The 23,929-nt window shown below is 35.2% G+C and carries 25 protein-coding genes and 1 pseudogene; 4 read left to right on the forward strand and 22 right to left on the reverse strand.

Annotated features, from left to right (window positions below):
* Window positions 1-4 precede the first annotated feature (4 nt).
* The 5 genes from IGJ34_RS15015 to rplM all read right to left on the reverse strand — a co-directional run bounded on the left by IGJ34_RS15015 (window position 5) and on the right by rplM (window position 3,262).
* Entirely contained in the window at window positions 5-1,264 is a 1,260-nt protein-coding gene (locus IGJ34_RS15015; RefSeq protein WP_430597788.1) for a T7SS effector LXG polymorphic toxin, read from the reverse strand.
* Window positions 1,248-1,607, reverse strand: coding sequence for a hypothetical protein (locus IGJ34_RS15020; protein ID WP_208929913.1), 360 nt, complete (start codon window positions 1,605-1,607; stop codon window positions 1,248-1,250). Before IGJ34_RS15020 ends, IGJ34_RS15015 begins: the two co-directional genes overlap by 17 nt.
* A gap of 10 nt (window positions 1,608-1,617) precedes the next feature.
* Window positions 1,618-1,902 (reverse strand): TIGR04197 family type VII secretion effector, encoded by a 285-nt coding sequence (locus tag IGJ34_RS15025; protein WP_208930431.1) that lies wholly within the window; start codon window positions 1,900-1,902, stop codon window positions 1,618-1,620.
* A 507-nt stretch (window positions 1,903-2,409) separates the two neighbouring features.
* On the reverse strand, window positions 2,410-2,802 hold the full coding sequence (gene rpsI, locus IGJ34_RS15030; protein WP_010762225.1) for a 30S ribosomal protein S9: 393 nt from the start codon (window positions 2,800-2,802) through the stop codon (window positions 2,410-2,412).
* Window positions 2,803-2,815: 13 nt separating this feature from the next.
* Window positions 2,816-3,262: a 50S ribosomal protein L13 gene (rplM, locus tag IGJ34_RS15035; RefSeq protein ID WP_303393681.1), complete on the reverse strand. Its 447-nt coding sequence runs from the start codon at window positions 3,260-3,262 to the stop codon at window positions 2,816-2,818.
* Between the two features lie 364 nt (window positions 3,263-3,626).
* Here rplM and IGJ34_RS15040 point away from each other — a divergent pair, with 364 nt between their 5' ends.
* Both IGJ34_RS15040 and argH read left to right on the forward strand, forming a co-directional pair.
* The gene (locus IGJ34_RS15040) at window positions 3,627-4,835 is read left to right on the forward strand and encodes an argininosuccinate synthase (protein WP_206833911.1); all 1,209 of its coding nucleotides are present in this window, start codon (window positions 3,627-3,629) and stop codon (window positions 4,833-4,835) included.
* Between the two features lie 282 nt (window positions 4,836-5,117).
* Window positions 5,118-6,503, forward strand: a complete 1,386-nt coding sequence (gene argH, locus IGJ34_RS15045) for an argininosuccinate lyase (protein WP_430597789.1) — start codon at window positions 5,118-5,120, stop codon at window positions 6,501-6,503.
* A gap of 52 nt (window positions 6,504-6,555) precedes the next feature.
* Here the strand turns inward: argH and IGJ34_RS15050 are convergent, their stop codons facing one another.
* From IGJ34_RS15050 to IGJ34_RS15060, 3 genes are all read right to left on the reverse strand, one after another.
* Window positions 6,556-7,044, reverse strand: coding sequence for a Dps family protein (locus tag IGJ34_RS15050; protein WP_010762221.1), 489 nt, complete (start codon window positions 7,042-7,044; stop codon window positions 6,556-6,558).
* A 120-nt stretch (window positions 7,045-7,164) separates the two neighbouring features.
* Window positions 7,165-7,893: a DUF5105 domain-containing protein gene (locus IGJ34_RS15055; protein WP_206848863.1), complete on the reverse strand. Its 729-nt coding sequence runs from the start codon at window positions 7,891-7,893 to the stop codon at window positions 7,165-7,167.
* 61 nt (window positions 7,894-7,954) lie between these two features.
* Window positions 7,955-9,484: a gluconokinase gene (locus IGJ34_RS15060; RefSeq protein WP_430597790.1), complete on the reverse strand. Its 1,530-nt coding sequence runs from the start codon at window positions 9,482-9,484 to the stop codon at window positions 7,955-7,957.
* Between the two features lie 101 nt (window positions 9,485-9,585).
* Here IGJ34_RS15060 and IGJ34_RS15065 point away from each other — a divergent pair, with 101 nt between their 5' ends.
* Window positions 9,586-10,272 carry a prepilin peptidase gene (locus tag IGJ34_RS15065; protein WP_206833908.1) on the forward strand — a complete coding sequence of 229 codons (687 nt, stop codon included), beginning with the start codon at window positions 9,586-9,588 and terminating at the stop codon, window positions 10,270-10,272.
* 76 nt (window positions 10,273-10,348) lie between these two features.
* Here the strand turns inward: IGJ34_RS15065 and tnpA are convergent.
* The 13 genes and pseudogenes from tnpA to IGJ34_RS15130 form a co-directional block, all read right to left on the reverse strand.
* Window positions 10,349-10,725 (reverse strand): annotated as a pseudogene (gene tnpA / locus IGJ34_RS15070) (IS200/IS605 family transposase).
* Window positions 10,726-10,885: 160 nt separating this feature from the next.
* A complete protein-coding gene (locus tag IGJ34_RS15075) occupies window positions 10,886-11,056 on the reverse strand; it encodes a hypothetical protein (RefSeq protein WP_206833907.1) in 171 nt (56 codons plus the stop codon).
* 13 nt (window positions 11,057-11,069) lie between these two features.
* Complete coding sequence (locus tag IGJ34_RS15080; protein ID WP_430597791.1) at window positions 11,070-11,246, reverse strand: hypothetical protein; 177 nt, start codon at window positions 11,244-11,246, stop codon at window positions 11,070-11,072.
* Between the two features lie 32 nt (window positions 11,247-11,278).
* Entirely contained in the window at window positions 11,279-11,449 is a 171-nt protein-coding gene (locus tag IGJ34_RS15085) for a hypothetical protein (RefSeq protein ID WP_206833907.1), read from the reverse strand.
* Between the two features lie 13 nt (window positions 11,450-11,462).
* On the reverse strand, window positions 11,463-11,639 hold the full coding sequence (locus IGJ34_RS15090) for a hypothetical protein (protein WP_206833906.1): 177 nt from the start codon (window positions 11,637-11,639) through the stop codon (window positions 11,463-11,465).
* Between the two features lie 207 nt (window positions 11,640-11,846).
* The gene (locus IGJ34_RS15095) at window positions 11,847-12,365 is read right to left on the reverse strand and encodes a thioredoxin family protein (protein WP_206833905.1); all 519 of its coding nucleotides are present in this window, start codon (window positions 12,363-12,365) and stop codon (window positions 11,847-11,849) included.
* Complete coding sequence (locus tag IGJ34_RS15100) at window positions 12,366-12,767, reverse strand: thioredoxin family protein (RefSeq protein ID WP_206833904.1); 402 nt, start codon at window positions 12,765-12,767, stop codon at window positions 12,366-12,368. It lies immediately after the preceding gene.
* Between the two features lie 4 nt (window positions 12,768-12,771).
* Window positions 12,772-14,874, reverse strand: coding sequence for an ATP-binding cassette domain-containing protein (locus tag IGJ34_RS15105; protein ID WP_430597792.1), 2,103 nt, complete (start codon window positions 14,872-14,874; stop codon window positions 12,772-12,774).
* Between the two features lie 14 nt (window positions 14,875-14,888).
* On the reverse strand, window positions 14,889-15,449 hold the full coding sequence (locus IGJ34_RS15110; RefSeq protein WP_206833902.1) for a DUF4097 family beta strand repeat-containing protein: 561 nt from the start codon (window positions 15,447-15,449) through the stop codon (window positions 14,889-14,891).
* Between the two features lie 14 nt (window positions 15,450-15,463).
* Complete coding sequence (locus IGJ34_RS15115; RefSeq protein WP_206833901.1) at window positions 15,464-16,192, reverse strand: hypothetical protein; 729 nt, start codon at window positions 16,190-16,192, stop codon at window positions 15,464-15,466.
* A 1-nt stretch (window position 16,193) separates the two neighbouring features.
* Complete coding sequence (locus tag IGJ34_RS15120; RefSeq protein ID WP_206833900.1) at window positions 16,194-17,090, reverse strand: ATP-binding cassette domain-containing protein; 897 nt, start codon at window positions 17,088-17,090, stop codon at window positions 16,194-16,196.
* A 357-nt stretch (window positions 17,091-17,447) separates the two neighbouring features.
* Window positions 17,448-17,654: a hypothetical protein gene (locus IGJ34_RS15125; RefSeq protein ID WP_206833899.1), complete on the reverse strand. Its 207-nt coding sequence runs from the start codon at window positions 17,652-17,654 to the stop codon at window positions 17,448-17,450.
* 588 nt (window positions 17,655-18,242) lie between these two features.
* The gene (locus IGJ34_RS15130) at window positions 18,243-19,157 is read right to left on the reverse strand and encodes a helix-turn-helix domain-containing protein (RefSeq protein WP_430597793.1); all 915 of its coding nucleotides are present in this window, start codon (window positions 19,155-19,157) and stop codon (window positions 18,243-18,245) included.
* A gap of 270 nt (window positions 19,158-19,427) precedes the next feature.
* Between IGJ34_RS15130 and IGJ34_RS15135 the strand changes: the two genes are divergently transcribed.
* Complete coding sequence (locus IGJ34_RS15135; RefSeq protein ID WP_430597794.1) at window positions 19,428-20,147, forward strand: glucosamine-6-phosphate deaminase; 720 nt, start codon at window positions 19,428-19,430, stop codon at window positions 20,145-20,147.
* Window positions 20,148-20,192: 45 nt separating this feature from the next.
* On the opposite strand, the gene rpoC is transcribed toward IGJ34_RS15135, so the two are convergent.
* Window positions 20,193-23,846: a DNA-directed RNA polymerase subunit beta' gene (gene rpoC, locus IGJ34_RS15140; RefSeq protein ID WP_069653463.1), complete on the reverse strand. Its 3,654-nt coding sequence runs from the start codon at window positions 23,844-23,846 to the stop codon at window positions 20,193-20,195.
* Window positions 23,847-23,929 lie beyond the last annotated feature (83 nt).

Here is a 23,929-nt window from a genome sequence, read left to right on the forward strand (position 1 = left end):
CCATCTATTTTATAAAGAAATGTCCAGTTTCTATAATTACATTCCCTCGCTGTGATTTTAAAAGAATTTGTCCTGTAACCGTATCATATAAAATATCAAATTTTGAGACTGCATTTTCACCCACAAACGATTCCTTAAAATCATGAGCATCATCATATCCTTGTTTTTTTGCTTGTTTATTAGCAGCTTTATTTCCATCTATTTTCTTTAAACTACGTTGCTCTCCTGCCCCTCCTTTAGAAGCAAAATTACTCGTAGTTAACCCATTAATACCATCGACAGTTAAAGTAACACCAGCGGTCGTAACAACTACACCTTCTGTCACTATCACACCATCCACAAGGATTCCCACACCACCTGTAGCTAATGTTACAACGGCACAACCGCCAATCGTTCCAATTATACCAGTGATTGTTGTTACCACACCCAAAGTTGTTTTAACAACATTCCCTACAATATCCAAAAATTGAGCAACCGCATCTATGCTTCGATCAAGCCAACTTCCTTTCATCGCCTCTGTTAGTTGAGCTGTTAGCTTCTCATCTTTTACACCATTTGTATAAACAACATAGACAACATTTCCAGCATCATCTAATTCTGTCACCGTTTCAACACGACTTTTTGGTTGGCTATCATTATATCCTTTTAAATTTTTAAACCATTGTTGATTACCATAATCAACAATTCTATATCCGTCTCTTGGATTAAGAAAATTTGCTGGATTGCCTAGTTGTGCTAATCCTGTGTTTACATCACTAATCAAACTAGATAATTCCGAATAATGAGAGGCATGACTAGATTCGAAAGCTTGATATTTCTGTAAAATCTCAATATCTTCTTTAATAGGGTCAATGCTCTGTTGTTTAAAAAAATCACCTAATACAGGAACATTCTTCATCGATTTAGCCAAATCACTCATTAAATTAGTGTACTCATTTTGAGCGGTTTGTAAGTCTCTAAGCAAGCCTGCCAAATCTTCTGTGTTTAACACCTCATCTGTCTTTCCAACTTCACCAACAAAATCTGTTAGATAGCTATTTAAGCTGTTGTCCATCTCATAATAAACGTTGAATAGCGCTTTGTCTATCTCCTGATACGCTTGAAGGTGGCTCACCGTTGAAACCCAGCCACCACCTAATAAATTTCTATTTCCTGCTAATCCATCTATTGAACTTGTTACAGAATTAAAACTACTTACAGCATTTAGCCGTTCAGAGCTAATACTACTTTTTACATCACTTAGTTCCTCATACATTATTTTCATCGGAGTCCTCCTTTCTAGTTTCTTCATATAGTAATTCAGCTTTTTCATAAACTGCTTTTCTATCCGTCAGTTCGTCTTCAATTTCTTCATCTGCAATAGAAAAAACTTTTGTAAGTTCCCTTTGCTTTTCTTCCAGTTCATCTAATTTTTGATAGACTTGTCTTTCTGAATCTGTCCCTTTAGAATAATGTAGGACACGTTCCCATATCTCTTTTTGTCGATTGATCGCTTTTTGACACTCTTCATAAGCAAATGGAATCTCTCCAGTTTTCTTTTTCAAACTGTTGAAATCTTCTTCTGCTTCCTCTACCTTCATACGCAAGCTAAATAAATTTTTATCCATCTATTCCACCTCATGCTTGCATCGTTGTTGATATGCTATCTTTTATTTTTTTATCTGCTTCTTCAATTGCATTATGTACGGCTTGTACATTTCTTACCTCTGTGGTTAAACAGGTTTTATAAGTATCAATTGTTTGTTGAAAACTAGTTATTAAAGTTTTCAACTCATTTGTTGCCGGACTTGTAGACGTATTAATGCTATTTGTTGGCTTAAAATCAATACTTCCCTTTGCAACTAAAATATCCGCAGCAAATTTAGCAACTGCATTTCCATCTGTACTGACCGTTTCTCCCATTTTTTCACACTCCTATTAATTATTACCGTTAACAATTAAACAGTCATAATAATTATAACATCCTTGGATAGTTAGTAAACCCGACAAATAAAAAAATATACCTGACTAAAAAATAAAAAAGATCGAGAATAGAAACAGCGAAAAAATGTTACTCTATAAAAATCGTTCAAGAACCTTTGAAATTAATAAAAAAATAGAGAGTTCCTCACATCCGTTCCCAAAGCTTACAACAAACATTTGTTTCAGATTTACTAAATCAAGGAATTAATTGTCTAATTATTAAATTTCTTTCCGATCATGCAGAAACTTCTAATAGGATTAGAAAGTTTACGGACATACAAATGAGCAAACAAAAATTGACATAATTAAACGCTTGGAAGAATATAGACAGACAAACCAAACTCTAACCATATCAAAAAAGACACTCTCCAAAAGTTTGGAAAGTGTCTTGAAACATTGTAATTGAATGGTACTCGTAAGCGAATAAATTCGCAACGATTCCAATAATTAACGCTTAGAGAATTGTGAAGCTTTACGGGCTTTCTTAAGACCTGGTTTTTTACGTTCTACCATACGGGCATCACGAGTAAGAAGTCCAGCGCGTTTTAAAGCAGCACGGAAATCAGGATCTACTTCTAATAATGCACGAGCGATTCCGTGACGGATCGCACCTGATTGACCAGAGTAACCTCCACCATTAACGTTTACCATTACATCATAAGCGCCTTTAGTTTCAGTTACGCCAAATGGTTGGTTGATAACTTCACGCAAGTCAGCGTGTGGAATATATTCTTCAACATCTTTTTTGTTTACAGTAATTTTACCAGTACCAGGTACTAAACGTACGCGGGCAACTGCATTTTTACGACGGCCAGTGCCGATATATTGTACTTGAGCCAATGAATTTCCCTCCTTAAATTAGGTTAGTAATATCTAATACTTCTGGTTGTTGTGCAGCATGTGGATGCTCAGCTCCACCGTATACGTTTAACTTAGTAAATTGTTTACGGCCTAAAGTGTTTTTAGGAAGCATACCTTTTACAGAAGTTTCGATTAAACGACGAGAGTTTTTATCGCGTAATTCACCAGCAGTAACAGATTTCAACCCACCTGGGTATTGGCTGTGACGGTAGTAAATTTTATCACTTGCTTTATTACCAGTTAATTTGATTTTATCAGCATTAATTACAATTACGAAATCTCCAGTATCCACATGTGGTGTGAATGTTGGTTTATTTTTTCCACGTAAGATAGAAGCAACTACAGTTGATAGACGTCCCATTGGGATATCTGTTGCATCTACTACATACCATTTACGTTCTACTTCGCCAGATTTGGCCATATATGTTGTACGCACGATTCTTTCCTCCAATTTTCTATTCGATGTTTGACATTCACTTGAGTTTCCGGGGCTCATTGTGGGGCAAACAATACCATTTAATATGATACCTTCTATCACTAGTAAAGTCAATGAATTTCTAAGGTTTTCCACTATTTTTCTTCTAATTTTTTACGATAAAAAAAATTTACTTCTAATTTCAAAATAGAAAACACCTAAATATGCGTAATGTATATTACGCACCTTCCAAAAGTGAAAATGTATATTATTCCTAAAATATTTATTTTTATGTATATTTATTTATAAAAAGTGTTGATTTTTGCATTTTCAAGTGATATGATGAGAACAATCAAAAAAGACAATTAGAAAATAAGGAGTGTTACTCATGAAAGAAAAAGTTGTTTTAGCCTATTCTGGAGGACTAGATACCTCTGTTGCTGTTAAATGGTTAGTGGATGAAGGATACGATGTGATTGCTTGCTGTTTAGATGTTGGTGAAAAGAAAGATTTGGATTTTATCAAAAATAAGGCATTAGAAGTTGGCGCTTCTGCTTCTTATACAATTGATGCTAAGGAAGAATTTGCACAGGAATTTGCTTTGATTGCATTACAAGGTCATACCTTTTATGAACAATCTTATCCACTAGTATCCGCTTTATCCCGCCCGCTGATTGCTAAGAAATTAGTAGAATTAGCTCACGAAACTGGTGCAACCACAATCGCTCATGGCTGTACAGGAAAAGGGAATGATCAAGTCCGTTTTGAAGTTGCGATTAACGCCCTTGCACCTGAGTTAAATGTGATTGCACCAGTTCGTGAATGGAAATGGTCACGTGAGGAAGAAATCAATTATGCCAAAGAAAAAGGTGTACCCGTCCCTGCGGACTTGGACAATCCTTATTCTGTCGACCAAAACCTTTGGGGCCGTGCCAATGAATGTGGCATTTTAGAAGATCCTTGGGCAACACCTCCAGAAGGTGCTTATGAGTTAACTGCTAGTTTAGAGAATGCACCAGATGAAGCGGATATTATCGAATTAACTTTTGTTGAAGGCGTTCCAACAGCAATCAACGGAAACGAAATGCTGTTATCCGATTTAATTTTAGACTTGAATGATTTAGCTGGTAAGCATGGCATTGGTCGGATCGATCATGTGGAAAATCGTTTGGTTGGGATCAAATCACGTGAAGTCTATGAATGTCCAGCAGCGATCACACTAATGACTGCGCATAAAGAGTTGGAAGACTTGACCTTTGTTCGTGAAGTAGCTCATTTCAAACCAATCATTGAAAATCAATTATCACAAATCATTTATGACGGATTATGGTTCAACCCATTAACTGATGCCTTGATTGCTTTCTTAAAATCTACCCAAAAATACGTAAATGGCATAGTGCGGGTTAAACTCTTCAAAGGTCATGCTATCGTTGAAGGGCGTAAGTCTGAAAACAGTTTATACAACGAAAACTTAGCGACTTATACTTCTGCCGATACCTTTGACCAAGACGCTGCTGTCGGATTTATCAAACTATGGGGACTTCCAACCAAAGTCAACGCAGAAGTCCAAGCATCTCTTCAAAAAAATAAGCATTGATACACTTATTTTCCTAGGTTGAATCTCTACGTGAGTTAACTTTTACAGTGTTGTAAATAAGGTTATCCGATTCACCTATTTTAAATGACTTATCCAAGGAGAATTTCTTTTTGGTCTGCGGATCAAAATAAGGAAATCGATACGTCTTCATTTTAGTCTCAAGAAATCAGAACAAACGGTTGGCACAGAAACCACTCCTTCTTATTTTCTCGGAGTAAAATGCTTCTGTCCGACCTTCTTTCTTATCACAATGAATAATAATACATAAATGAGGTGTGTAGCATGGAAAAATTATGGGGCGGACGTTTTGAAGGAAAAAGCGAAGCATGGATCGATGCGTTTGGCGCTTCGATTCCTTTTGATCAAAAATTAGCCAAACAAGATATTATCGGGAGCTTAGCTCATGTAAAAATGTTGGCTAAGACAGGGATTTTAACGGCAGATGAAGCCGAACAAATCAGTTCAGGACTTACGACGATTCAAGAAAAACTACTTGCCGATCAACTGACATTCAGTATAGAAAACGAAGATATCCATTTAAATATCGAAAAACTATTACATGATGAAATCGGTCCAGTTGCTGGAAAATTGCATACCGGCCGTAGTAGAAATGATCAAGTCGCTACAGACATGCATCTTTATTTAAAAGAAATCGTTCAAGAAGTCATTAGCAAGATCCACTTATTCCGTCAAGTTTTAGTCCACAAAGCCGAAGAGAACATTGAGACCATCATGCCTGGCTACACCCATTTACAGCATGCACAACCGATTTCGTTTGCTCACCATATGATGGCTTATTACGGTATGTTGACACGAGATCAAGAACGCTTTTCCGAAAGCTTGAAGCGAATCGACATTTCACCATTAGGCTGTGCAGCTCTTGCCGGCACGACTTTTCCAATCGATCGTGCTTATTCAGCTGGATTACTAGGTTTTTCTTCCATTTACGAAAATAGTCTAGACGGCGTAAGTGATCGGGATTTCATTTTAGAATTCCTTAGCAATAGCTCCATTCTGATGATGCATCTTTCCAGATTTTGCGAAGAAATCATTTTATGGTGCAGTCACGAGTTTCAATTTGTTGAATTAACAGATACTTTTTCTACAGGTAGCTCGATTATGCCACAGAAGAAGAATCCAGATATGGCAGAATTGATTCGTGGAAAGTCTGGGCGCGTATATGGCAATTTATTCAGCCTTTTAACGGTTTTAAAAGGATTGCCTCTAGCTTATAACAAAGATCTGCAAGAAGACAAAGAGGGCATGTTTGATACGTCTCACACGATTTTAACTAGTTTAGAGATCATGGCTGGTATGGTAGAGACGATGAAACTGAATCAAGAGATCATGGAAAAGTCCACTGAAAAAGATTTTTCAAATGCAACAGAACTAGCAGATTATCTAGCAAGCAAAGGAATACCCTTTAGACAAGCTCATGAAGTGGTTGGAAAATTAGTTTTAGATTGTACAAAACAAGGCATTTATTTACAAGATGTTCCATTAGAACAATATCAAGCAATTACACCTTTGATCCAATCTGATATTTATCAAACCTTATCATCAAAAACAGCCATTGAGCGTCGGCATTCATACGGTGGAACTGGGTTCGATCAAGTGAAAGCCGCAATTGAACGTAGTAAGCTGAAACTAGAAAGCGAAGAAAACTAAAAAATCTTCTGAAAGATAGTATGCTATCTTTTAGAAGATTTAACTTTTTTGATTAACGAGTTTTCGCACGTGAATCTGCATCAATACCAGGCGCTTTGCCTAATTTTGCTTGCAACATCCAAATATTTTTCTCGATATCTGTTTTGTTTGCAATAAAGATATCTTGTGTAGAATCGTCGCCTTCTTCACCAGACACTTCAATTCCTTTTTGGTATAAATCAGCTAAATAACGGTAGCCTTCTACTAATTTTTCCATACGTTCAGGAATTGTACGTTCGTATGTGCCGATTTCATCTGAAATACCTGTATGATCAGCAAATTCTTGTAATGTTGAGTAAGGAGCGCCATCTAATGTGATCAAGCGTTCAGAAATAACGTCTAATTGATCATTGATTTGGTCCATATATTCGTCCATTTTAGGGTGTAATGTCAGGAATTCTGGGCCACGCATATACCAGTGTGTTTGGTGGATCACCACTGAAAACTGGCTTAAATCCGCAACTAGTTGGTTCAATACTTCTTTAGTTTGTTCAAATTTCATTATACATCATCCTCCTAAATTTTTATCTATAGTTAATTGTAGTACGAAACAATGAAAAAGTACACTAAAATCCTCATCATTAAACTATTTCTCATTTAATAATAATTATAAACTAGGACATTAAGGTAATGGTAACGTGTCCAATGAATCGATAATTTCCTTAGCTACTTCATTTAATGCTTCTTCCAGTTCTTCATTCATCGTATTAGTATCTTTCGAACCAGAGATGAATGACATGAACAAATTAGAGACAGCCGTTTTTTGATTATCTGGTACAAACCACTTCCCTTTTTCTTTCTCTAAACGTAACGTTAATTCAACTGGATCTGTTTTGATTTTAATTGATTTGACTCGTTCTTCTAAAATAGAAAAAGTCGCTTCCAGTGTTTTTTGCTCATCTTTGGCTATTTCAGGATTTGCTAGTGTGTCTTTTACCAGCTGCCTTGTCATCTCTTGCATCGCACTCACCAAATCCAAGCCAGTCACATAATAAGAGATTGTTGCGCCAGTTTTTGTTTCATCTATTTGAACGATTTTATAGGTTGCTTTTTCTCTTGCTTGTTGCAATAGCTCATTTGTTAACTGATCTGCTTGTTTTTCTGGAACCTTTGCTCCTGTGGAAGATAATCCTTTCACAAAATTTTCTTCGAACATTTTACTATTTTGATCCAGTTCTTTACCAACTTGTTCGCCATCACGAAATTCTTTAGCAAAATTATTTTTTTCTTTTTGATAAACTAAACGATCCACAAACAACGCCCCAGCGTCTTCTGCTGAGATACCTCTAGATCCACAACTTGTCAGAAAAATTCCTACTAACAGTAAAGAGGTGATCCATAACTTTTTCATTTCCTTTCCTCCGTTCTCTTACTACTAGTAAAGCAAGTTCAGAGGTATTTGTCAAAATAATTTATTCTAAATCCGCTCTTAATTTTGATAATTGATGATAACTGGCTGACAGTTGTTGTTGCGTTGTTATAAACAGGGGATAGATCTGTTGATAAATTTCATAGTTTTCAGCATTAGGTTCAACTATTTCATAAATCTCAACTTGTTCACATGCTGTTTCTAAATCTGGCATTATACCTAAACTTTGCCAACCTAATAAAACAGCTCCTAAAGCTGAAGCTTCAAGACTTTCAGTTAATGAAAGGTTATGTCCAAAAACATCAGCCATCACTTTTTTAAACACCTCTGAATCAGCAAAACCACCAGTAGCTCGAATTTCCTTCACTGTTCCACCAAGCTCTTCTAATTCTGTTAAAATACGCTTCAAATTTAAACAAATGCCTTCAACTACTGCACGCATCATTAATTTGTCATCATGATTTCTTTTCAGACCGACGAAACTCCCGGTAGCTTCTGCATTCCATAACGGTGCACGCTCTCCAAGTAAATACGGGTGAAACATCAATCCCTTAGCTCCTGTTGGCGTATCTTTTACTAACGCCATTACCTTATCATAGGGATTTTCTCCGGATTTTCGCGCTTCAGTTTGAACTTCTTTCACTAAAATCTCACATGCCCAATCGAAGATTCCAGCGCCATTACTTGTCGCTCCTCCAATCACCCAATGATTTTCATCCAACACGCAGCAAAAAGTCTCAGCTTGTGGATGCGTACGCGGCTGCTCTACAACATACCGTAAAGCACCACTTGTTCCAACCGTCAATGTAGCTATTCCTTTCGTCATGGCGCCTAATCCTAAGTTGGATAACGGACCATCTGCCCCTCCCAATACAAAAACTGTTTTCGTAGACAAACCTAATTGCTCCAACCATTCAGCACTTAAATCCGTTAATTGATGGGTGGGGGTGACCAGTGTCGGTAACTGTTCGATGGTAATATCCATTTCCGATAAGGCTTGCTGATCCCAAATAAGATCATGGATATTTAAAAAACCCGTCCCAGAAGCCGTGCTAATGTCTGTCATATACAGACCGAATAAACGATAAAAAACATACTCTTTCATGCCAATAAATTTCCCTGCTTGCTCGAAAATTTCATAGTATTCTTCTTTTAGCCAACGGATTTTATGAAAAGGTGTCATGGGATGCATCGGCAATCCTGTATTTTGATACATTGTCTTTCCTAAAATCGTATCCTTCAACTCTTCCGCATATTTTTCTGCTCGGTTATCCGCCCAAGTAATCACTCGAGTCAGTGGTTGATTATTTTTATCCATAACGATCAATCCATGCATCGCCGTAGAAAATGAGATTAGTGAAATTTCAAGCGGTTTCACCGCACTTACTACTTGTTGGATACACGCAACTACCGCTTGAAAAATTTGATCGACATCTTGTTCTGCCATGCCTTCGGTTTCCTGAATAAGCGGATAACGAACATAGAACGATGCCTGAACTGTCCCATCTTTTCTAAACGCGACAGCCTTTGTCTGAGTCGTACCAATATCTATACCAATTGCTATTTTTTCCATCTTCTCGCCTCATTTCACACTTTCATTATTCCGAATAAAAAAAGAATTGTCTAGTTAAAAAGCCAGTCATTTGCGTATTTCTTTATGAAAGGAGTTTTTATATGTTGATGATTTATTTTGTTTTTGGTAGTGTGATGGGTTCGTTTCTTTGTTTAGCTGCTGAAAGAATCCCTATTGGAAAATCCATCTTATTCCCTGCTTCTCATTGTTCTTATTGCCAGACTAAGTTGACGATTCCTGAATTGATTCCGATTATTTCCATTATTTTTCTGCGCTTTCGTTGCCGTTATTGCGGATACAAATTATCATCCATTTATTTCTACAGTGAGGTGATTGGTGGATTTCTTTGCTTGTATATAACTTTTAAGTCGATTCACCCGTTATATTCCCTTTCCTTTTTATTTACAGCAGTTATCTTATCTTTAACAGATATTTTCTATTTAATCGTTGAGCCTAAAATTTTTTATCCGTTGTCTATTTTATTATGTATTGGACACTTTTACCTAGCCTTACCGATTTATTTTTTCACTAGCGGAATTATTTTCTTTAGTTTACATGGGTTAAACTATATCTTGCCTGATTCCATAGGGGGTGGAGACATTCTTTTATTAACTGTATGGGGGGCGCTTTTAGGCGGTAACTCTCTTGTCTTAATATTGTTTATTGCCAGTAGCAGTGGTCTGCTTTTTCTTTTTATTTACCAATACATTTTAAAGAAAAAAATGGAACAGCTCCCTTTTGTACCGTTTTTAAGTATCGGATTATTCCTTATATTTGTATGTAAATAAATCAAACTTCGGCTGAAAGGCCTTCTGAGCGGATTTCCCTTGCGCACCACTTCTTCTCGCTGATTCTCAAAGAATTTCATTTTTTATTTTTTGCTATTTTATTACCTGTGAACGGATCATACTCCTCAAACAATGTCAGCTGATCTGCTATATAATCTTCCTGAACTTGATTGCGTATATATTCTTCTATTTGTTTTTTGTTTCGGCCAACGGTATCGACATAATAGCCACGACACCAAAACTTACGGTTGCCGTATCGATACTTTAAATTCGCATGTCTGTCGAAGATCATTAAACTACTTTTTCCTTTTAGTTAACCGATAAAACTCGAGACACTTAATTTCGGTGGAATACTGACCAATAAATGATTTGGCGATGGTATTTTTGTGCAAAGACGATGTAATACTTACATTTCCATACGGTGTGTGATAAACTTTGATTGTCCTTTTTCAATAAGGAACCACCCACATATCAGGTGGTTTTCAGAACACACAACAAAAAGACCTAGAGGAAATTTCCTCTAGGAATCATACTAATTGATTTAGTTCTTTGGATTTCCCCTAATCACTCTAACTCAGGACAGCATTGATACTAAGCTTCAATGCTATTTATGTTAACTACAGATGATGCCTAAGCCCCAAATATTAATTACACATTTCCAACCTGCATTGATCTCTTCCAACGTTGCTTCATCCAACTGCTTTAATCCTTGTACCTGTTTTACTTTCACTTCACCTGATTTCAGTTTTGATTCTAACTCGTTTAAAAGCGCTTCTTGATTCATCTTTTATTCCTCCTTATTTTTTACAGAAAAAACCCCAGCCATTCCATACAAACCAACACCCTGCTCCTCCTGTTACTTCTTCCTGGCTCTCAAAATCTAGCGCCTGCATGCTTGATACTTCGCGCATTTCAATTTCTCCAGCTTCTAAACCAGCTCTTAATTTTTTTACGATTTCCATTTTTTTATCCATAAATTATTTCCCTCTTTTTTTCTTATTATTTATTAACTACAAATGATGCCTAAGCCCCAAATATTAATTACACATTTCCAACCTGCATTGATCTCTTCCAATGTTGCTTCATCCAACTGCTTTAATCCTTGTACCTGTTTTACTTTCACTTCACCTGATTTCAGTTTTGATTCTAACTCGTTTAAAAGCGCTTCTTGATTCATCTTTTATTCCTCCTTATTTTTTACAGAAAAAACCCCAGCCATTCCATACAAACCAACACCCTGCTCCTCCTGTTACTTCTTCCTGGCTCTCAAGATCTAGCGCCTGCATGCTTGATACTTCGCGCATTTCAATTTCTCCAGCTTCTAAACCAGCTCTTAATTTTTTTACGATTTCCATTTTTTTATCCATAAATTATTTCCCTCTTTTTTTCTCATTATTTATTAATTACAAGTATAATCTATACGTGCTATTTACATATATCAAACTTACACTAACGTCTTCTCCGTAATTGCTTTATCTATCTTCTATTCAAAACAGCGAAATATGACCATTTACTAAATAAGCTTACTCTTTTTCCTGCTTTTATTTGATTTGCTCGTTTATGATCTAATTTTTTCATAGTCGATTCTTCCTTTCGATATTTTCCATAATCCAGTTTTCAACATTCTCTATTGCTATGCCGTTTTCAGGCGTCCATTCTTCTTTAGAAACTAACTTTCCGTTTTCAAATTTAGCTAGTGTAGGTGTATATAATAATTGATATGTTTCTTTGAATAACTCCCAGGACTTCTTATCTTTCCTCAACTCCGCTGCATTTAGATAGACCAAAGAATTCTGCAACTTATGTTTCTTGATTAATTTAATCAAATGAGGTTCAAAATCATTACAGTCTCCACAAGTAGGACGACCAAAATATACATAGAAATCTTCTTTATTTACAACCTTAGTTTCAAAGTTCTCAACTGTAACTGCATTTAGATAATTGTAAATTTTCGGATAGCTTTCTTTTGCTAGAGTTAGTTCTTCTTTTTGCTTTTCTAACTCATCATTTGCTGATACAACCTTAGTTATTAACAAAATATTACTTACTAAGAAAAGACTAGCTATCATTACAATAAATTTTGTTTTTTTCATCTAAGACACGCCTCCGTTGAGGAGTGTTTTCGTATCTTTCAAACTGATGCTACCCTCTATACGGCTAATTTTATCTTGTTTGATCACTAAAATTGTTGGCGTAGCTGTAATGTTGTGCTCTTTTAAAAATGAACCGTTTTTACTGTTGTTTGTATCCATGTAATAAACCTCTGTTTTAGTTTCATTGATGGCTTTTTGTAAAATTGGCTTATACTCGTTACAAGATGCGCATGAGCGATTTCCAATCAAGACGTATAACTTATCATCTTTTTTACTCATCTCCACTATTTCATCTGCATCTATTTTATTTTTTGTATAGTCTTTTGTTATATCTTTACTAAAATATAAGAAGCCAACCATTGCTATTACAGTTATAAATCCAATTGATAGACTTTTTTTCAATTCATCACTCCTCTTTTCTCAATTTTTGTATCTGTAAAACTTCATCTGCACAGTTTAAAACCTCTTCTTCATGACTAATTAAGATCACTATTTTATCTTTTTTATAAGCCAATTTTTGTAGTTCGTTAACTAGGATTTTTTTCGACGTATCATCTAAATTACCTGTAGGTTCATCAAATATATAAATACTCTTATTTTGATAAAGAGCCCGCATGATTAATATCTTCTGTTTCTGACCTTGAGAAATATTTACTCCATCGGTCTGTAGCAGGTAATTATTGCTCATACCCAAATTAAAAATATCTTGATATCCTGTTTTTTCTTGTTCAGACAATGTTTCATTAAATACTTTATAACGAATATTTCGTCCAACGGTATTCCCATAAACATTAAATTCTGGGGAGTACATACTAATGAATTCATTAATATTTTCCGATTTTAAAGATGTCATTTCCAGTTCATTTTTATTAAAAACAAATGTCCCAGAATCAGGTTCCAAAATACCAGATAAGAGTTTTACAAAGGTAGACTTGCCTGCTCCATTTTCACCTTTGATACCGTAAATATTTCCAGAATTCATCTGAATATTTAACTTATCCAAAATAAGCTGATCTTCTTCATAACTGAAAGTTAAATCCTTAATAGATAACTCCTTAATCTCTAAAAGTTCCAACTCATGTTTTGTCGCTTCTACCTTTTCTGTACTATAGTCATCTGAGCTTTGAATATGATCAATAGCAACTGTACTTTTTTGGTACGACAACCAATTTTCAATAACTGGTGCTAAACTACTTAAGATAATTGAAATAATCAAAATTCCATTACTATTATCCAAAATCTGCTGACTTCCACCTAAAATTGTCAAAAAACCTAAAACGATGAACGTACTAAGGCTCATCAAAGTCAGAAATGACTGATAGACAGATCCAATCTTTAATTCAGAAGAAAAGCTGGCTATTCTTGCTTCTAAAAATTCACCCATCTTACTCTTTAGAAAGTCTTCAGATTGTTTATTTTTAGAAAATAAATTAATATCTAAAGATGTTTTTATATTATTTTCAACAGAAGCTGAAAAAGCAGATGATTTCCCAATAATATTTAATTCGTTATTTTTAACTGTTTGAATATTTCTTTTTAGATATATTGCAAAGATAGTTGTCCAAAACAATAGAAGCAACATCATATAGACAGAGAATTTTACTAAAAGTAATGATAAGAATAAGACATACACTACATTTAATTTAAAATAGAACTTCTGAACTAACCCTGACACAGAATAAATTAAATTCCAAAAATAACCAGTTACGTTATCACAATTTTTCCCAGAATCTAAATCATTGATTTTCTGTTTATAATAATTTAAAAGTACCCGCTCCTGCATCTTGTTCTCCAGTAATATTCTCTGTTTTCCTTCTTTTAGATTGACATAATAGAAGAAAATAATTGTCCAAAAGACGATTAGTCCTGGTAATAAAATCTCACTAGAACTAGAATATTCCGACGTTTGAGACATGAACATCTGTATAATAAACGTTGATATAAGAGGCAATAAATATTTTGCTAACAGTAATAATGCCATATTTACTTTCAACTTCATTGGAAGTTCATGCATCAATTCTTGATAAAGAACCGTACCGATACTTTCATTTTCGTCCTGTTTGAAACTTTCAAACTCTTCTAAAACTACAGGCTCGCCCATTCCTTCAATGTATATAAGAAATCCCAAGAAAATCGATTGTAAATACTCTTCATCATATTCCTTAATTTTTGGTTCAGCTGGATTAGAAATAAGGTATCTATTATTTTCTATCTTATGAAGAACAATATAATGGGCACACCCATCATTTTCCACCACCAGCACCATCGGAAAATTATCTAGTTTTCGTATTTCATTAAAATCGCTTAACGAATAAGCATTAGAGTTCACGCCATATTTCATCAGTATACGATTTAACTCTCCAAGAGATAGACCTTGATCTTTTTTTATACTATAGCTTTTATAGAGCTCTTTAGTATTTTTAATCTTCACTTCAAGCTGTGCTAATACCGTTCTTAACGAGGCAATCCCGCAATCAGTACTGGACTTTTGCATATAATGAGCATACATTCAATCCATCCTTTCTATTTTTTGATTGTGATATCTCCCATTGTTTCAACAGAAACCAGCTGATTAGCTGCCTTATCTGATTTAAGAACAGTGATTTCTCCATACCCTTTGTTATCTGACAAATATTCTCCTTTAAAGTTCGCAGGAACTGTCACCTCTACATTACCAATAGCAGATTTTATATCAAATTCTTTCAACAACACATCTCTCCCTAAAGACACAACTAATTTTAACCGGTCCTTGCCTTCATTCGTTGCCATTACACGTACTTTATTCAAAGAGGACAGTTCTATTTTTAAAACATCTTCTGTTTGTCTAACTTTCTTCAAATTTCGCTCAGTATTATCAGAAACTTTACCTTCCAAATGAATACTAGTCTCTTTATTTTCTGTTTGTTCCACCTGAATAAAGACATCCTGCTCTGCACCAATCAACTCCAGTTTTTTTAAGTCTTTTCCGTCTAACTTCCAATCTAAATTCACTTCAGTATCCGTACTTGCTCCTGAAACAGAGGTATATCCAAAAACTCCAATCGTCAACAACACACCTAAAATAATGATTAATTTCTTTTTCATATTAATTCCTCCAATTATTTAAATTCTCTTTTTTGAAATACATTAAAACTCACTATCAATGCTAAAAAACCGTAAATAACACTACTCACTATCATCAATTGTAAAGTTCCTTGTGATAATGCTTCATAACCAACAACTGTTCTTAAGTTAGAAAAAAACAACGTATCTAAAATAAAATCATATTGAGAAAAATAAGTTGATATAACATTCCCTAGTAAATTATCTCCAATAAAAGCAATAGAGATAAACGCAGCAATACATACATAACTAGTTTTCAAAACATTAAATAATAAAATTCCTAATGAACCAGCCGCTAAATAAAGAGGTATTTGTAAAGCGATAACCTTGAATACTGGCATAATGTCAAACCCGCCTGAAAAAAAGTAAGTCCCTAATAACAGACTGCCTGTATACATCCCTACAAAAATCAGAGTCAAAATAAACGTCAATAATACTTTGCTGATAAAAAACTGACTTCTCTTCATGCCTGAAATCAACGAATTATTAACTATTCGGAAACTAAATTCATGTCCCCAAGCGATAACAAAAACATTTGTTAAAAAAACTGGTAAAAGTAACGTTCCATTCCCCAAACCACTCTCAATAGTCTCAAGAGCTGATGTGTCTTTTCCAAGGAAAGCGAACAGCAATCCTAGTACCATCAAGCCAACTATGGAATAAAAACCTAACGCACTTTTTATAATTCGATAAAAATCTGCTTTTAGTGTATTAAAAATAATCATTCTATATTCCTCCCTCAATCAAATTCAAATAATATTCTTCCAAATTCTCCTCTTTATAATTAAACTCTAGTAAATAAATATCATTTTGATGCAAAATTTTTGAGATCAATGCCATACTTTCTTTTCCTTCACGAACGATCAAAAAATCCTGCTCTTTTTCCACAGTATAACCACTCTTTTGCAACAGATCACATGTTTTTATATTATCCGAACTTTTTAATGTAATGAAATGTCCGCACTCGGCCTCCAAATCTTCCTGAGTCAATTCCTTCATTAATTTTCCCTCATGAATAATGCCGTAACGGTTCGCTACTAATGAAAGTTCTGACAGAATATGACTGGAAATCAAAATGGTTGTACCATGTTCTTGATTTAAACGATGGATAATTTCACGAATCTCCACAATACCTTGAGGATCAAGCCCATTAATTGGTTCATCTAGAATAAGAAATTCTGGTTTTTCCAAAATCGCTAGTCCAATTCCTAATCGTTGTCGCATTCCTAATGAGTAATCTTTAAATTTTTTCTTAGAGTCTACATCCGCCAAACCAACAAATGTCAGAATTTCATCAATTCGTTTCTTATCTTTAATATTTCTTTGTAATGCATAGTATTTTAGATTTTCTCTCGCTGATAAATAAGGATAACAAACAGGCCCCTCAATCACTGCACCCATTGTTACTACATTTTCACCGAACGATAAATCCCCAGAACTTTTCTCAATCAATCGAGTTAGTAGGCGAATAAACGTCGTTTTTCCAGCCCCATTTTTTCCAATAAATCCATAAATATCTCCTTTATTTATTGTCATAGATACTTCATTGACAGCTTGATACTCCTTGTACTTCTTTGTTAATATTGTTGTTTTTACTAATGGATACGTATTTCTATTTTCCATATTTTTCCCCTCATTTCATGATATTATTAGATATGTTTCGATGGAATTTTCATGTCTTACTTGGATATATGATCATTTATAAGCTAGATATCATAGTATTCTCCTTAAAAACAACTCTCCCTTATAAAAATTTTATATAAAATTACATGCTAAAACCTAGTTTCTGAATCTATTCCACGGCTATATTCATAGTGTTTTACGATCTTCCTGTATGTTAATAAATTTCTGAGAAAAATTTATTATTCTACTTTTTTAGAATAATACCGAAAAATAATTAGTCGTTTAGTTTTTAACACAACATTTTCATTCTTAACATCTTCATTCTTATCCCCCTCTATTGTTCTTCATTTTGTCGTATTATTCTATTTCTAATACTTCAATATCTTCTACCTTTAAATCTTCAAAAAGTAATTCTTTCTCTGTTTTTTGAGGAATCATAACAATTTTTAGCAATTCCCCTTTATTTATTACTTTCAAAAGTTTATCTTCATCACCATTATTGATAATGATTAATTTCCTATGTCTAACTGTTTTATCTTCAATAAAATATTTTATTTTGGCCATTTGTTTTCTCCTTTCCTTTTGTACAATTTATGTATTCGTTTCCTTTATTTCTTAATTAGTCTATGTCATTTTGAATCATACATTCTCAATACGACTTTATATTTAATTTATCCACCATAATATATTCAACAATTCAATCATTACTTCCACTTCCTTTTTTTATTGCTCTTGTTTACATGTATTACTTTACTGTTTTTCCTCTTTTCTCAACAGGACATTCTTGTCATCATCCTTATTAATTGATCCACCATAATATATTCAACAATTCAATCAATGCTTCCTCTTCCTTTTTCTCTTTATTTTATTGCTTTTGTTTACATGTATTACTTTACTGTTTTTCCTCTTTCCTCAACAGGACATTCTTGTCATCATCCTTATTAATTGATCCACCATAATATATTCAACAATTCAATCATTGCTTCCTCTTCCTTTTTCTCTTTATTTTATTGCTTTTGTTTACATGTATTACTTTACTGTTTTTCTTCTTTTCCCAACAGGACATTCTTGTCATCATTTTTACTAACAATTTTTACATTTATAGATCAATTTTTTAGACAAAAAAAAGACTATTAAAACATCGGACATGTCTTAATAGTCTCTAACCTTATTATTTTTTAGATCTTCTTCCCACTCAAGTCTAATTTTCGCTGCCAACTGATCTTCCCCATGTAATTCGGCAAGCAACGCAGCGTTTTTATATTTCCTGTCTGCATCCTCTACTTTTCCAACGTGCAACCAATATTTTCCCTCCACCATATCTATAATCGGTTTTTTATGGAAGTCTTGACTAGTCTTCATAATCGTATTAGAGACTTTCACTAAATCAATGATCTTATCATAACTTTCTGAAATCACATATAAACCCATAATCATGACTAAAATTCTATTTAATAAAACTAACCCTAATTCTGAGGTATAATCCACTTGCTCTATACATTTTTCAATTAAAGTATCAAATTCTTCCGCCTCAACAGACATAAATTGACAACACTCAAAATATAAATGAGCAATTAATAAGTCGTTTTCTGAATACTTCTGCTTATTTTTCACCTGAAAAAGATATTCTCCTAAAATCCCCTTTCCAAAATCTACTTTTTCTGAAAGGTTAACATCATTTTGAGCTTGAGCAACGTCTATTAACAATTGTTCTTCTTCAGGAAGTAATTCATAAAAGTCTTCATAAATCTCATTAAATGTACCTTCCACTATTTCTTTCATTTTTTGATTATATTGTGGTGGACGTTTGAATAAACTAGTTTTTAATTGTAAATAACGCTTTGGCAGTACCATTCGTTCTTCGTCTATCAGATGAGAGATGGGTACAGATAATTGCTTTGATATATACGTAAGCTTTGGTAATGTAGGTAACGACTCCCCAGATTCTATCCTTGAAAGCTGTCGAACGGTCAATTCTAACTCATCATCACAAAATGATTCTCTACTTTGACCTTTTTGTTCTCGAAACATCCGGATTTTTTTTCCTAATTCTAACTTTATATCCATGGTTTTACCATCCTTATAACTTAATTTACTCAATATGTTAATTATATTTTAGTGCAATTATAATTACAACTACTTAATAGAAAAATTTTTTTCCTTTATTATTCCTCTTTCAAGCGACTATAATTTTATGCTGTTTTGAACTTTTTGATATACAAAAAACATCTACTGCTCTTACAAACATATGAAGTAATAAATCCTATAATATTATTTAATTGACATGGGATGGTTCCCATATGATAAATTGAGTAAAAAGAAGGAGCTGTTAAAAAAATGAAAATCATCATTGAAGAAAACTACGAAAAAATGAGCCGGGTCGCTGCAAATATTCTATTAGGCAAAATGTATCAAAATAAACGAGTGAATTTAGCAATAACTGCTGGCTCAACACCTGTTAAAATGTATGAATACTTAGTTGCTGACACGAAGAATAAACCCTATTTTGACAACGTTCATTACTACAATTTTGATGAAATTCCTTTTAAACAAAAGCAAGGGTATGGCGTAACTATGACAAATCTCAATACTCTCTTCTTTCAACCTGCAGAAATTCCTGAGAGTCATATACACCCACTCGATGAAAATAATTATCAATCACAAGATAAACGAGTGGAACAAGATGGTGGATTAGACTTGATCTTATTAGGTATCGGAACAGATGGTCATTATTGTGGGAACCTACCAGGGACAACGAAATTTGAAAATTTGACTTCTTATGTTGGGGAAGACGCTACTGAACATATGAAAGATATTTTATTAAGCGAGGTCGGTGGCGATGAAAATGAGCGTCCAGACTTTTACGTCACCATGGGACCAAAAAGTGTGATGCAAGCCAAAGAAATTGTGCTCTTTGCCACCGGCAGAAAGAAAGCGACAATTATCAAGCGTGCTTTCTTTGGTCCAGTTACAAATGAAATACCCGCTTCTTTATTACAAACACATCCTAACGTAACGATTGTACTAGATCAAGAAGCTGCTTCAAAGCTTTACTAAGCAAAAAGACTTGAAATCGATTGATTTCAAGCCTTTTTCTTTTTTCTATTTATTCAACTCATTCAAAGCATCTTCAGCAGCCATTTGTGCTTCAATATCAGAGATACTGTAGACATTTTCGCTCGCTACGCCAACTTCTTTTGGTTCCATGTTACGGTAACGAGCCATACCAGTACCAGCTGGGATGATCTTACCAATGATAACATTTTCTTTCAAACCAAGTAATGGGTCTTTTTTACCGCGAATCGCAGCATCTGTTAACACACGAGTTGTTTCTTGGAATGACGCAGCAGATAAGAAACTATTTGTTTCTAATGATGCTTTTGTAATCCCTAGTAAGACTGGACGGCTTGTTGCGGGAACGCCACCAGCTACTAATGTGTCATAGTTACGATCTTTAAATTCAGCGATATCTAGCAATGTACCCGGTAAGATTTCAGTGTCACCTGGATCCATGACACGAACTTTACGAAGCATTTGACGAACCATTACTTCGATATGTTTATCACCGATTTCTACTCCTTGCATACGGTAAACGCGTTGTACTTCACGCAATAGGTAGTTTTCAACAGATAAAACATCGCGAACTTGTAGCAGCTGCTTAGGATCGATCGAACCTTCTGTCAATGGCTCACCACGACGGATCGTATCGCCTTCAGCGACTTTCATACGAGCTGTATAAGGAACTGTATACGTGCGTGTATCAGTTTTCCCTTTGATTGTTACTTCTTTTTGGCGTGTTGCAGGATCTTCAGAAATATCGATTACTTCACCGGTTACTTCTGTGATAACTGCTTGTCCTTTAGGATTACGTGCTTCAAAGATTTCTTGGACACGAGGTAGACCTTGAGTAATATCATCTCCGGCAACCCCACCTGTATGGAACGTACGCATTGTTAATTGAGTACCAGGTTCTCCGATTGATTGAGCAGCAATTGTACCCACTGCCTCCCCAACTTCAACACCTGAACCAGTTGCTAAGTTACGGCCGTAACAATGTTTACATACACCATGTTTCGTGTTACATGTAAATACGGAACGGATCGTTACGGTTTCAACACCAGCATCTACGATTTCTCTAGCTAGATCTTCTGAAATCAGTTGATCTTCACCAATAATCATTTTGCCAGTTTCAGGATGCATCACTGATTTACGAGTGTAACGTCCAAGTAAACGTTCTTCTAAAGGCTCAATGATTTCATTCCCTTCACGAATTGATTGGATCACTAGACCGCGGTCAGTTCCACAATCGTCTTCACGAATAATAACATCTTGGGCCACGTCAACTAAACGACGAGTCAAGTAACCTGAATCGGCTGTCTTCAAGGCTGTATCGGTCATCCCTTTACGAGCACCATGGGTAGAGATAAACATTTCTAAGACAGAAAGTCCTTCACGGAAGTTCGAGATGATCGGTAATTCCATGATACGTCCGTTCGGAGCGGCCATAAGTCCACGCATACCAGCAAGCTGAGTAAAGTTGGAGATGTTACCACGGGCTCCTGAATCTGACATCATGAAGATCGGATTTTTAGCGTCCATACTTTCGATCAGTTTTTGTTGGATCTCATCTTTGGCTTTGTTCCAAACAGCAATAACACGTTCATAACGTTCGTCATCTGTAATCAGACCACGACGGAATTGTTTCGTAATATTTTCAACTTGTTTATGGGCATCATCAATGATTTCTTGTTTCTCATGCAATACCATGATATCGGCGATACCAACAGTCATACCAGCATGAGTCGAATGTTTATACCCTAAGTCTTTCATTCTATCAAGCATCTTAGAAGTTTCAGTGATATGGAATCTCTTGAAGACTTCAGCGATAATATTTCCTAAGTTTTTCTTCTTGAATGGTAAGACTAATTCTTGCTCTTTAATGTGAGTAGGAATGTCTGTACCAGCTTCTACAAAATACTTGTCAGGCGTTTGCACTGTCAAGTTGTAATCAGTTGGTTCATTCAAGTAAGGGAACTCTACAGGCATGATTTCATTAAAGATGATCTTACCTACAGTTGTGACCAAAATACGTTCTTTTTGCCAATCCGTAAACGGTTTGTCACCAAGTAATGTTGTTTGAACACCGATACGTGAGTGTAAATGTACGTATCCATTACGCCATGCTAAAACAGCTTCATTCATGTCGCGGAAGATCATACCTTCCCCTTCACGTCCTTCTTCTTCCATTGTTAGGTAATAGTTACCTAAGACCATATCTTGAGAAGGTGTTACAACTGGTTTACCATCTTTTGGATTCAAAATGTTTTGAGCAGCTAACATTAGCATACGTGCTTCTGCTTGTGCTTCTTCGTTCAACGGAACGTGAACGGCCATTTGGTCTCCATCGAAATCGGCGTTATAGGCTTCACAAACTAATGGGTGAAGACGGATTGCACGACCTTCAACCAACACAGGTTCAAAAGCTTGGATACCAAGTCTGTGTAGTGTAGGTGCTCGGTTAAGCAATACTGGATGCTCTTGAATAACTTCTTCTAGAATATCCCAAACTTCATCTTCTCCGCGTTCGATTTTACGTTTTGCATTTTTGATGTTTGTTGCAATTTCACGTTGAACTAATTCACGCATCACAAATGGTTTGAATAATTCAATCGCCATTTCTTTTGGAAGTCCACATTGGTACATTTTCAAGTTAGGTCCTACGACGATAACTGAACGACCAGAGTAATCCACACGTTTACCTAGTAAGTTTTGACGGAAACGACCTTGTTTCCCTTTTAACATATGAGAAAGAGATTTCAATGGGCGGTTACCTGGTCCTGTAACTGGACGGCCACGACGACCATTATCAATCAATGCATCGACTGCTTCTTGCAGCATACGTTTTTCATTTTGAACAATGATATTTGGCGCATTTAAATCTAATAAACGTTTCAAACGGTTATTACGGTTGATCACACGACGGTATAAGTCGTTCAAATCAGAAGTTGCAAAACGTCCACCTTCTAATTGAACCATAGGACGTAAATCTGGTGGGATTACAGGAATGACATCCATAACCATCCAGCTTGGTAGATTTCCAGAGGCACGGAATGCTTCTAAAATATCTAAACGACGGATTGCACGCGTTCTTTTTTGACCTTGTGCTGATTTTAAATCTTCTTTTAAGCCAGCTACTTCACCATCTAAATCAACGTTATCCAATAATTGTTTAACCGCTTCTGCACCCATTGCTGCAGTAAACCCTTGACCATATTGATCACGTTTATCACGGTATTCACGCTCTGTTAATAATTGTTTTTTCTCTAAAGATGTATCTCCAGCATCAATTACTACATACGATGCAAAGTAAATGATCTCTTCCAGAGCACGAGGACTCATATCTAAAACAAGACCCATACGAGATGGAATACCTTTGAAATACCAGATATGTGAAACGGGTGCTGCTAACTCGATATGTCCCATACGTTCACGACGAACTTTAGAACGAGTTACTTCTACACCACAACGGTCACAAACGATACCTTTATAACGAATACGTTTATATTTTCCACACGCACATTCCCAGTCTTTAGTTGGGCCGAAAATGCGTTCGCAGAACAAACCTTCACGTTCAGGTTTTAACGTACGGTAGTTAATCGTTTCGGGTTTCTTTACTTCACCGTAAGACCAGCTTCTGATCTTTTCTGGAGAAGCTAAACCTATTTGCATACTTTCGAATTTATTTACATCGATCAAAAGGGATTCCCTCCATTCAATTAGTTAGAAAAGCTGAATGAGCTATTCACCGTAGTTTGGAACTAGAAACAATCAGGTTGATC

It is taken from the genome of Enterococcus sp. AZ177, assembly GCF_050544585.1.
In the GTDB taxonomy this organism is placed as follows: domain Bacteria; phylum Bacillota; class Bacilli; order Lactobacillales; family Enterococcaceae; genus Enterococcus_L; species Enterococcus_L plantarum.